This window comes from Marinagarivorans sp. (assembly GCF_982758155.1).
The window spans coordinates 1-11,389 of the sequence record NZ_CEXWTU010000166.1 but is presented as its reverse complement, the minus strand read 5'-3'; the positions used below and the strand labels follow the sequence as shown (position 1 = coordinate 11,389).

Annotated in this window: 6 protein-coding genes; 1 reads left to right on the top strand and 5 read right to left on the bottom strand. The window is 41.9% G+C overall.

Going from position 1 to position 11,389, the window contains the following annotated elements; translation table 11 throughout:
* Positions 1 to 181 precede the first annotated feature (181 nt).
* Positions 182 to 961 carry a methyltransferase domain-containing protein gene (locus tag AC3A8L_RS15445; protein WP_487963168.1) on the top strand — a complete coding sequence of 260 codons (780 nt, stop codon included), beginning with the start codon at positions 182 to 184 and terminating at the stop codon, positions 959 to 961.
* A 397-nt stretch (positions 962 to 1,358) separates the two neighbouring features.
* Here AC3A8L_RS15445 and AC3A8L_RS15440 read toward each other — a convergent pair whose 3' ends face one another.
* Genes AC3A8L_RS15440 through AC3A8L_RS15420 form a run of 5 tightly spaced genes read right to left on the bottom strand, consistent with a single transcriptional unit; the run spans position 1,359 to position 10,626 of the window.
* Positions 1,359 to 3,674, bottom strand: coding sequence for an efflux RND transporter permease subunit (locus AC3A8L_RS15440; RefSeq protein WP_487963167.1), 2,316 nt, complete (start codon positions 3,672 to 3,674; stop codon positions 1,359 to 1,361).
* A 17-nt stretch (positions 3,675 to 3,691) separates the two neighbouring features.
* Positions 3,692 to 3,934 carry a phosphopantetheine-binding protein gene (locus AC3A8L_RS15435; RefSeq protein ID WP_487963166.1) on the bottom strand — a complete coding sequence of 81 codons (243 nt, stop codon included), beginning with the start codon at positions 3,932 to 3,934 and terminating at the stop codon, positions 3,692 to 3,694.
* A 9-nt stretch (positions 3,935 to 3,943) separates the two neighbouring features.
* On the bottom strand, positions 3,944 to 5,791 hold the full coding sequence (locus AC3A8L_RS15430; protein WP_487963165.1) for an AMP-binding protein: 1,848 nt from the start codon (positions 5,789 to 5,791) through the stop codon (positions 3,944 to 3,946).
* A 19-nt stretch (positions 5,792 to 5,810) separates the two neighbouring features.
* Positions 5,811 to 8,765, bottom strand: coding sequence for an aminotransferase class III-fold pyridoxal phosphate-dependent enzyme (locus tag AC3A8L_RS15425; RefSeq protein ID WP_487963164.1), 2,955 nt, complete (start codon positions 8,763 to 8,765; stop codon positions 5,811 to 5,813).
* Entirely contained in the window at positions 8,740 to 10,626 is a 1,887-nt protein-coding gene (locus AC3A8L_RS15420; protein WP_487963163.1) for an AMP-binding protein, read from the bottom strand. The genes AC3A8L_RS15425 and AC3A8L_RS15420 overlap by 26 nt, the downstream gene beginning before the upstream one ends.
* Positions 10,627 to 11,389: the final 763 nt, after the last annotated feature.

The following is an 11,389-nucleotide window of genomic DNA, read 5'->3' as shown; positions in this document are numbered from 1 at the left end:
GCAAGCGTGCACCCGGGAATTCAAAAACGGGAAGTTATTTAATGCACGCCCCTTATTTGCTAACATTGCTCCGTATCTAACACCTCTTCAGGTGTCTCTGTTTTGGTGTTCGATGCTCTTTCACACACCGGAAAGGGCTGTGTTTGGCTCCCGGCATATAAACTAAAATAAAAGGACTCGTATGAATACCACGCCGACCTCCGGTTATGTTTCGCCGGAATATCTACAGCGTATGGCTGCCATCGCACAAACCATTAAGCAAGCCAGCCACAAAAAAATGAACATTCAAAGCGGCGATTGCGTATTAGACGTGGGCTGCGGCCCGGGCGTAGATACTTTACAGCTGGCCAAGTGGGTTGGCCCGCAGGGTAAAGTGATTGGTATTGATTCTGATGAAGAAATGATTTCAATCGCGAATGCTAAGGCGCATGAGCAAGGTTTAACGAACATTGTTGAGCACCGCACGGGAAGTGCCGACAACCTGCCTTTCGATGACGGCTTTTTTGCGAGCTGCCATGCAGAACGCTTATTACAAGTATTGCCGCCTTCATTAGCCGCACCCGTCATGCAAGAACTCAAACGTGTTACTCAACCTCAGGGCCGAGTAGTTTTAGCCGATGCCGACTGGGGAAGCCTTTCGATTAATAGCAACGATACCGTGCTAGAGCGAACACTGGTACAGTTTTTTGCCGAGAAATTACGACCTAACGGTTATGCCGGACGCCAAATATTCACTCTAATGCGCCACTGTGGTTTTAAACATATTGATATTGATGTGCACCCTTTAGTCCACAATACTTTAAAGGCCATCCCACTTGAATGGCTTTATAAAGAAGCCTGTAAACAAAAAATAGCGCCGCCTACCGCGCTAGAATTATGGTGGGACGATATTCAAGCGCACAATAAAGCAGGTACTTTGTTTTGCACCGTTAATATGATTGTCGTAACGGGAACGGTTTAAGGGGAGGGGCAATAATAATTTGTCCAACTAGACGAGGGCGCATGCCGGGGCCTATACGGAAGCCAATGTCATTAACTTAGCGGCAAGCGATATTTTTCTGGGCTCGCTTGAACCGATCCATGGGCGCTCCACACGCGCTCCCGGCGCGTGAGGGTCCTGAAAATTCACCGCCTACCGCTTAAATTCGCCTTAGGGGCGGGGCAATAATAGTTTGTCCAATTAGACTAAGGCACCTGCTTTCTCAGCAAGGCGCTCGAAGGGGCGCATGCCGGGGCATGTAACGCTTTGAGCAACGCTGCTGAGGGAGCAGGAGGCAAGTATTATTGGATAAAGTATTTTTTCCTCGGCCCTAGCCCTAACCTCCCCGCCATAGCGGCTCACACCAATATCCCTATTACTATAAACTTGCTGGCACAGCCTGCTTTGCCGGTAAATATCGCGCCATACTCGCCACTATAGGCTTTTCCAAATATTTAAGAATAATCGGTAAAAGCACCATATCGTAGACGAATGCTAAAACAATGGCCGTACTAATAAACACTGAAAAATGTACAGAGGGTAAAAACTGTGATGTCATCATGCAAGCAAAACTGGCACACAGAATAAGTGTCGTAAAGCCGATCGCCTTTCCCACTGACAACAGTGTAGAATCGACAGCATCACCTACGGATAAACCCTGTTTCAAAAAAAAGACAAATTTATTCATAAAATGAATAGAGTCATCAACCACAATACCTAATGCAATCCCCCCTATTAATGCTGTTGCCAAATTTACTTTCACTCCTAATAGAGCCATCAGACCCAATGTTATAGCCAGTGGAATTACGTTAATCATCAAAGTAATTAAACCCAACAACCAAGATTTTAATATAAGCGGCAAAAGAATCGCCAAAAAGCAACCGACCAATGCAATCGATAATATTTGCGTCTTACTGACCTGCATATCCATATTCGCCCAAAGCGATGTTGTGCCTGTAACGTTGACTGTCACCTTGCTAGGCAATAAGGTTTTAGCTAAAGACTGAATATCCTCTTGTAATTGGTGCTGCTCAGTAGAACTTAAATAATCAGTTAATAGAAGTAACTGTAAACGCCTGTAATCGTCGGTGGCCAAATCGGCAATATCATCATTACCGCTAAGTTCTCCCAAAAAAAGCATTTGTCGCACTTGCTCAGCATTATAATTTCGTAGAATTTCAGGATCAACATTTCCATTAAAAGCAACATCGATCTGCCGCAAGAAATCGCTAACGGATATTAATTTATTGACTGCTGGCAGTGTACGCAGCTGCTCCTCAAACGCTAATATCGCACTATAAACGCCTTTCGAACTGTAGTTAAATTCATCGCCGATAATCAGCTCAACGGTCATTGGGTTTTGTGAAAAGCCATTCGTATTAAGACTTTTATAAGCTTCCGTGGTCGGATGGCTATCGGTAAAAAACTCCACGTAGTTAGTATCTACCGTAATTTTATGTAATCCAAATATTGGTAAAATCAGCAACAAAGTCACGCCCAAGAAATATCGTCTATTTTTCCGCAAAAAATTTATGTAGCCTGCTAGTAGCGATGGTTTATTTACACCTTGAGTTTTAGGTTTTGACCAAAGTAAGCGAAGTAATAACGGTGCATATAGCAACGACCACAGAAGCGTTAATATCATCCCGAAGGAAGAAAAAACACCCAGTTGAAACATAGGCTTCACTTGGCTAAAAGCAAATGAAGAGAGTCCAACAACCGTGGTGAGTGTTGCCCATAAACAAGGACGCCATAAATGCTTCAATGTTTCATCTGCTGCTTGCGCTGCTGTAGATACCTTATGATTTTCATGAAATTCATTAATAACGTGAACCACCGCAGCAACCGATAACGCAATCAAAATTGTCGGCAACATAACCGTTACCATATTGAACGGTATACTCAATAGTGCAAGCATGCCCATTGTCGGTAGAACACTTCCCACAACCACAAATAATAAAACGACTAAATCTTGCCATGACCTAAAAATAAATAACGTTATTAACGCTAACGACAAGCTAACGAGGATATAAAAAACAATCACATCCCTTTGTGCCGTGCGATTCAGCTCGGCATTCACAACCGTAGTACCGGCCAACGCATAATCGTTTATCAGCTGTGAATCAGCCAAAATGACATTGACACTATTAACCAACTCTAAGCGATAACTAGACGCATCGTGAATTGCATTGTGATTTTGAATCAGTACAACTGTATTTTTATTATCGCCATTTTTGATTAAATTTTTATCAAAAATAGGATTAGATCGCAACAATGATTCAAACTTCTGTAAATCATTAGCACTTAAATCTCCACTCGGTAATAGTTGAAAGTAATCAATACTGTCGTCTTCGGATCGATTATCACGCACATTCGCTATCGATGTTACTTTTGCTACATTAGGTAAACCTTCGAGCGCTTTGGTTATACGCTGCAATTCGATTAAAACATCTTTTGAAAACAAATTAGGTGTTTGTAAAAGTAGTAGCGTCCACTCTTTTTGACCAAAAGCATCGTTGTAGCTTTCATACGTTGCAAGCTCAGGATCCTGAGCATCGAACCAAATTGAAACAGAATTATCAATAATAGGCTCATCACTCAAAAATAAGCGCTGAACAACAACAGTAGAAAAAAATAGTATGAGTAAGCACCAAAACGCTAACAGAGGAATTTTTAATCGATAAATTGTATCCATTACCAGTAGCTCGCCGATTAACGGCGCTCCTCTATCAACGTTGCTAACGCTCGCAGACTATTCGCTTCAGAGAAAAAGCTAGCTTGATCTAGTTCAACACCGAAACGATTAGCAACAATTTCCTGCAAGTACACAATTCCCATTGAATCGATAAAGCCAGCCTCCATTAAATCCTCATCGACACACGACTCGATATCATCCAGCGCTAACACGCCAGTTGTGATACAGGCCTCGCACAATTGATCCAAAATAGTTTTCATTATTGTTCCTTATATTGCTGTCGCTAAATGCAAATTTTTACGCTCAAATAAAAATTTTATTTTATGTGTTGGTGTCCTTGCTAATTTTTTAGGTAATAAATATATATGCTTTTTAGACAGGGGCGCACTAATCGCACAGACCGACTGGCAGTAATCAATAGCCTCTTCTATCCGCTCGGCGAGTACTGAGTTCTCCTCCAAGCCCGTAGCTACTTTTTTAATATACAGAGGATCTGCGTGTAAGCGCTTGTAGTCGGGATAAACGTACACACTGAGGAAGTCATGGTCTGGATCAGCTTGAATGACCATTGCATCTTTGATAAAGATACTACGCACCATCAAGTTGGATAAGTGCTGTGGATCAATATAGGCACCATCACTCCAACGAGTCAGTTCTTTTTCCCGACCCACAATATGTAACCAGCCTTCATCATCTGTCCAACAAAGATCACCAGTAGGATAATAACCATCCTCTGTTTTTGGCATTGATTCATTCGCGTTTAAATAACCCGGTGAAACAACCGGACCTTTTACCTCCAACAAACCAACCGGTTTTTCAATACCCGGAATAACCTGCACATCGGTTAAGCGGTGCTCTAACGGTGCTATCATTCGGCCACAAGAGCCAGCCTTTAAATCATTAAGCCTATTTCTTGAGATAATTCCACAGCATTCTGTTGCCCCGTAAATGTCAATAACCGTAACGCCGAGCTTGCCAAATATTTCAACAATAGCGCCATCAAGCTTCATCGAAGAAGAAATTCCGTAGCTAAAATATCCACCCAACTTATTACGTAATAAGATACGCATTGCGGCTAATTTAGCTTTATCTAAAGTTCCAATATCTTGTAACTTTGCACTTTTTTCTATGCTGATAAGGTGTCGGTAAAGTTCATGTAATACCGGCTTATTTTTCATTTCCTCAAGTACTTCTTTCATGAGGTAAATCCAAAACTTAGGTACAGCCATAAGTGCTTTAATACGAACGCCTTTAGATTTTATTTTCTTAATTTCATCTTCTAACACGTCATCGTCATCGGGCTCACGCGTGAAATATGTTACGCTGAAGCCTCGTGTTTTTGTCACTAAAAATTCTACCAATGTAGCAATGTGTGTATAGGGGCCGATATTTAGAAGATCCTCATTGGGCCGTAAATTGATAACATCAATAGCCTCATTAATTTCTGCAATAATATTCCCATGGGAAACCGTAACAATTTTTGGAAGGCTTGTAGTTCCAGATGTCGGATAATGGCCCAGAATAGTATTTTCATCTAAAAGCCGATCGGACGGCTGAATAGAATCAACATTTCTATATTCATCAAAGATATTTTTTAGCGATAGAATCTCTGAAGAATATTCGACATCTAATGTAACATCAAGATCCTCAAACCCCTTTGTCACATCCGCTAGAATAAGCTTTGCCTTTAACGAAAGACTATCTACCAAAGCCATCATTCGATTAACTTGGGCCACTGACACGAGAATATAGTCGGGGTTATTATGTGCAAGCAGGTGCTCCAACTCTTTATCCTGAGTCTTTGTATCTAAAGGAAAAAGAGTATTTCCGCGATACAAACTCGCCATACCGACCATATCCCACTCAAGCCTATTTTTACAGAATGTGGCTATTATTTTTCCTTCTATCACAGCATCTGTAAAATAAGCGATGGTTGCTTTGATATAGGCTAAGTATTCATTAAAGCTTAATGTTTCATAATCATGGCCATTATCATAGCGAATAGCGGGGCGGCTCCCATAGCTGGGTAATTGATTATCAATAATATCTGCAACACTACTGATAGAACTGAAAGCTTTGTAGTTGTCAGTATTTTTTTTAACATTAAAATTAAACATATAGACTTCCTTTAATCCTTTACTCTTCGATGAGATGTAATACGTCATCACCAAACTTTAAACTACCCAAACTAAAACCATGATCAGCAGCTAATTGCATAATATGAAATACTTGTTCGGAAGTTAGCAAACCTTTACTAAAACTGTGGTTTTGGCCATCAAACCCAAGCACCATTGTCTCGGCTAAACAACCATATGCCAAACCCTCTTTTGGCATCCCATAAAAGTCTATTTCAGAGTTTTCAGGTAACTGAGCCAAACCACCCTCAAAAGCTAAATATGATTGATTATTTTTAAACTCAGAGCTGAGGTTAGAGGGGACAGAAGCACAGCAGACTATCGCCCCTGGCTTTACCATTGCCGGTGTAATTAAATCTTCTTTTTCCGAATTTGTTGCCAGAACAACAATATCAAAATTTAATAAATTATTTAAATCAGTGCTATTACTAAAATTCAAGTTTGGCACTAACTCGTCAAATAACGCTGTCGTTTTACGGCTAATATCTCCGCCCTCTATAGCCATGCGCAATTGATCAAACTCATCCCCTTGCCCTTCAATGAGAGCTTCGTAATAAGCATACCCTGCCCCCTGTAGCTCTGTATTCTCGAAACCAATACCGGCTAACTGCTCTTGATGAATACTCTTCAATAGATCGGTCAAGCAAAGGCTCCTTGCCATACCTAAGCGCTGCTGACTACCAGAAGCGCCACTGCCGACCAATAATAATTCGCCAACACGTGGTAACAAAATTTGTCCCAGCACTAAGCCTATATTGCCGGTAGCTCCAACAACTGCAACTTTAGCCTTTGCTAAATCTATGCCCTTTAATTGCGCCGCATAAAAAATTCCCTGCAATGTTAGCCCTGTGGTGTAAGCATTACCGGTGGTAATTGGTACCTCGTAATCATTCACAGTTTGTCCATTATTCGTAATAATCGACGTGTATGCTCCCAAACCGACCATCGATACTGGAATATTGTCATCACCAAGCTCGCGCGCTAAGGTGACGGCATCCTGAACCTTATCTCGCATCTCTCGGCTCAATTCCCGATCAGCCTTATAGCGATTAATATATTCAGGTAAATAAGGTACAAAGACGAGATTAACCTCTACGGTGAACGCATTAGACGTTACATATTCAGACTTAACATGCACCGGCTCTAAAAATCGACTTAAGCTATTCCACCACTGCGTAAAACGTTTTTTATCCCAGGTGTAATGACTAAAAGACGGGAAGTAATACCCCGAGAGTGTTTCAACATTAATCGGCGGAACGACAAAGCCAAGACGAGCATCAATATTTTTCTCATTTGTTTTTAACGGCCATAATGCAGGCAATTGCTTGCATCCTTTACGCACACTGGCACCTAAGGTTTGATCAAACAAATGAGCCAATAAACAAAACTCATTATTGCTTGTAATAATTTCACAGACTTCCAGTAGCGCTGCCACAAAACGATCCACCTCAGAATATTCAATGCACAACGAGGGTTGAATACGAATAATGGACTGCCGCTGCTTGCCAGGATTACCTTTAAGCATGGTGGAAATGGGCGCCAATACACGGATATCATGGTAGTGTAATAAATAACTGGCCACCAATAGAGACAACACACCCTGGCGCCCTGCGGACCGAAAAAACGGTGACCGATCTTCAAGTGAAGTAAATTCTACACCCAACATCAAACCGCAACCTCGTACATCTTTTATCAACTCAGGGTAACGCAGGCCAAGCTCTTTGAGTGAATTATGTAAGTATGCTCCTTTGGTCGTAATTTCGGCTAATCGCTCACCTTCATTTTCTGTCAGTAAGTCCAAAGCCTTGCGCGCAACCCTTGCGGACAAATCATCTTCACCAAATGTTGAAGTATGCAGTATTCCAAAATCGGATTCATAGATATCACTACGAATCAATGTTGCTCCAACCTTGGTTATTCCCCCGCCCAGTGCTTTACTCAGTAAAATATATTCAGCTTTTATTATTTTTAATGCCGTTTTTTGATGATGATAAATAGCTCCGGTTCGCCCACAACCGGTTTGAATCTCGTCAATAATATAAGGAATTGCTAAGGGTTTATGGTTCTCTGCCAACCAATTCAATGTATTTTCCGGCAAGGGCTTAATACCGCCCTCACCCATAATTGTCTCAAAGATAACACCAATTAATTTCGTAATTTTTACAGGCTTAAGCTCTACAACATGCTGCCCATCAACAGATTTTAATACCGGATAATAAAAAATACACACCTGCGCATCACAAAGCTCTTTAATATGCTCAGGATGATTCGGATCAATGTATTCGGTTTTAATCGCGCTTAGCCCTTCGAATGACTCACGAAAAGATTTGTTAAATGTTAGCTTAATGCTTGATGTTGTTTTCCCATGGTATCCGCCCTTAAAACTTGCCATTACCGGTTGATATTGGAACGACTCAAATTGAGCCAAGTTATATTCATCTAGGTCATCACGGAAATCTATTAAATCTTTATCACCAGGTAGTAAAACTGTGCCTTCCAGATGCTCTATCTGATAGTAAATATTATTGAGTATTCGGCTCAGCCGTTCATACTCTCGACTTATCACCTCCAAGCGTACTTTATAAGCATGCTTAACTGCGGCTTCGACGGCCTCAGCACCTGAGTTACTTAAATTAGAATAGTATTCTGCGCCATTACTTAATAATGAATTTAATTTTTCACTCAATTTACCCGCTTCTTCACGCATAGTACCTTGAGCGCAAATTGGAATGTTCTGTGTAAGCGCAGATACGGCTTCTTCAACTAACTGCGGTGGGTTATGACCCAGTATTGCTGACCCAAAACCACTGACCAAATCCAAAACGTTTCGATCGTTTTTAGTTCTTAAGTAACTACCCGATGCAGAAACGGCTTCTACATTTAATTTAAGTGCAGTTAATAAATCTGCCAATTTAGGTTTACAATAATTCTTATACCTTGATTTCGACGTTTCCATGCACTGCCTCCTTTTTAACAACTGCAGAAATTAATTCAACACTATTATTGACAAATCGATTGCGTATTATTTTTCTGCGCTTTTTACCACTCGAGGTTTTTTCAATTGATCCTTTTTGGCAAAAAACAACTTTATTAATCATGATATTTAGCTCATCAAATATCAGCGACTTTATTTCCTTCGATAGCTTAAGTTGCTCATCTTGGGGGAGTAACATGCTGACCTCAATCAATAGAGCCAATCGAATAACACCTGCGCCCTCATCTTCAACAGCGATAAGCACAGATCCCCCAATACGCACGCGCTTATGCTGCTCGGCATACAGCTCAATATCATCTGGAATAATGTTCTTGCCGCCAACAATGATCAAATCATCCTTGCGGGAATAAAAATAGTATTCGCCCTCGAATTTAAAACCTAAATCCCCGGTTCTTAGCCGCCCATAAGGTTTTTCTGCAACAATAGCGAGTGCTGTTTGGGTCGGATTATTAATATAACCAGGAGTAATGCAAGGGCTTGAAATATTGATTTCACCAAGAACCAAGTCACTCAGTACCTCATCGTTAATGCCTCGAATAGTGATTTCATGGTCATCATTAGCAATACCAATGGATACCAATTCAAAACAATCGCCCGCAGCTTTATGCCCCAGTTTTATTTGATGACTGCCCTCCAAAGAAAACCATTCAGATTTTATCGAACCAGGAGGGGAAACCGTAGCGCCCAACGCGTTTTCAGCCATACCGTAGCCAATATGTAAGTGCTCCTTTTTGATCCCTTTTTTACTGAGCACTTCATAGGCACGGCGTACAATAATCGGGCTTACTTTTTCGGCAGCTATATAGATGTGTAATTCTGAAAGCGAATACTCAAAATTTTCACTGCGCTCTAGGCTCGCCAAACTACTGGCCAATACTGAATTGGTGCTAAATGTAAAATCGACACCGTATTGGGCAAGCAACCGAAACCAGCGCGGTGGATTTTTCATGTAGTAGCCAGGTGGAGCAAGAATATTACTGACGCCAGAATACATTGGCGATAAAACACCAATGAACAGCCCCATATCATGATTAACAGGCAGCCATGAAGCGCTCGCAGCAACGACATGACCATCGCGATTACGCTGATGATTATCTTGAATATTTTTGAGTTGGGACATCATTGCCGCGTGTGTGACAATCACCCCTTTGGGGCGAGCCGTACTGCCCGAAGAGAACTGAATGATAGCCATATTTTCCGGCTTTATTGGAATGTAGTCTGTAGTAGAGGCAGGAATCAAAGAAGCTTCACGCTCTACGTCATTCATCGAGGCTATCTTGATTTTCCGCGACGCTGCCCAATCGGCCAACCCATGATATCCGTCATCATCTGCTGTAATTAACAGATCAAAATGGCAAACGTCATCACAACCCTCTAAGTAATCGATAAAATTTAAGTACTTACCCGACTTGGCTCGCAGCGGTATCGCAATCGCATTCTGCCCCCACGTTGCATAAAGCAAGCAGGTATACAGTGAGGAGTTATCGAGCATAAATCCGACCCGAGCCCCTTCCACAACACCTCGTCGTGCCAGCACAGACTGCAGGCATTGGCTGCGCTCTTGTATTTCACTCGCAGTGAATATTTGATCTTCATGCGGGAATACCCATGCCGGATTTTGATCCTCGGCGGTGCTCTTTAAGCAATCAATGATGGATTTCATGTTATGTCCCTTAGTCCTTATGCCTTGTTCAACAAAGCGTAATGTTGGCATCAAGCCTACCGCCAAAAAATAACTAAACATGATAACAAAAACCATCGACCATGCGGCGGTCGCAATAGCTGCACAACATCCGTTAAATAATGAAAATGTATTGCCCATTAAAAAACCCCCAGTAGAGACTACTGGGGGTTGACTCAATTTAATGTCAAATCCGGGGTTGTTTACACTTTGGGCCTTCGCTTAGCCACGCCTGCAATGCGTCGCTAAGCAGCCTCTTGCTGGGTTCACCTTGTCAGTAATTGAGCGGGTATTTTTCACGTCAATTCAGCCACCGCGCGCCTAACACTCAACGCGCAACATGTTGCCATGTTTTGTTAAAAGGTGTCTATTACACTCTATTACACTCAATATTTACAAAGATCGAGGCTCAAGCAAGCGCTGCCATCAATCCCCTTTACCAATCGCTCCCGTATATTAACCGACTGATCTGCGTGTAAATTGCCGCTTAAGCTGTAGAAGCCATTCATATCTTTAACCACCCCTCAAATTGATCAAATAACAACCCAGCAAAGAATTCATTGCGGTATTGTTATTATGCGTAGCCAAGGTTAGCGGTTCCGAGGCCTTCTCTATACTTAAATTCACAACTCAAAAGCAGAAGTCATGCTCAGCCCACAAAAATTCAATAAATAAATAATGTGACTGCGGATAAATATCAAAATAGCCTCCAGAGCCCCCTGTCTACTTTTCATACAGCGGCTGGGGTATAGCAGCCCGTAGAATCAGGCATTAGGGACGAGGCAATAATAGTTTGTCCAATTAGGCGAAGATATCGGCTTTTTTATCGAGGCGCTTAAAGGGGCGCATCCGGGGCCTATAGGACATAGGTCATTAGGGTAACGCATCGGGGCAGGAGCCCCTT

Bases quoted from the DNA above. Each gene is read 5' to 3' on its own strand.
- AC3A8L_RS15445 (WP_487963168.1), top strand. From the start codon at position 182: ATGAATACCACGCCGACCTCCGGTTATGTTTCGCCGGAATATCTACAG.
- AC3A8L_RS15440 (WP_487963167.1), bottom strand. From the start codon at position 3,674: ATGGATACAATTTATCGATTAAAAATTCCTCTGTTAGCGTTTTGGTGC.
- AC3A8L_RS15435 (WP_487963166.1), bottom strand. From the start codon at position 3,934: ATGAAAACTATTTTGGATCAATTGTGCGAGGCCTGTATCACAACTGGC.
- AC3A8L_RS15430 (WP_487963165.1), bottom strand. From the start codon at position 5,791: ATGTTTAATTTTAATGTTAAAAAAAATACTGACAACTACAAAGCTTTC.
- AC3A8L_RS15425 (WP_487963164.1), bottom strand. From the start codon at position 8,765: ATGGAAACGTCGAAATCAAGGTATAAGAATTATTGTAAACCTAAATTG.
- AC3A8L_RS15420 (WP_487963163.1), bottom strand. From the start codon at position 10,626: ATGGGCAATACATTTTCATTATTTAACGGATGTTGTGCAGCTATTGCG.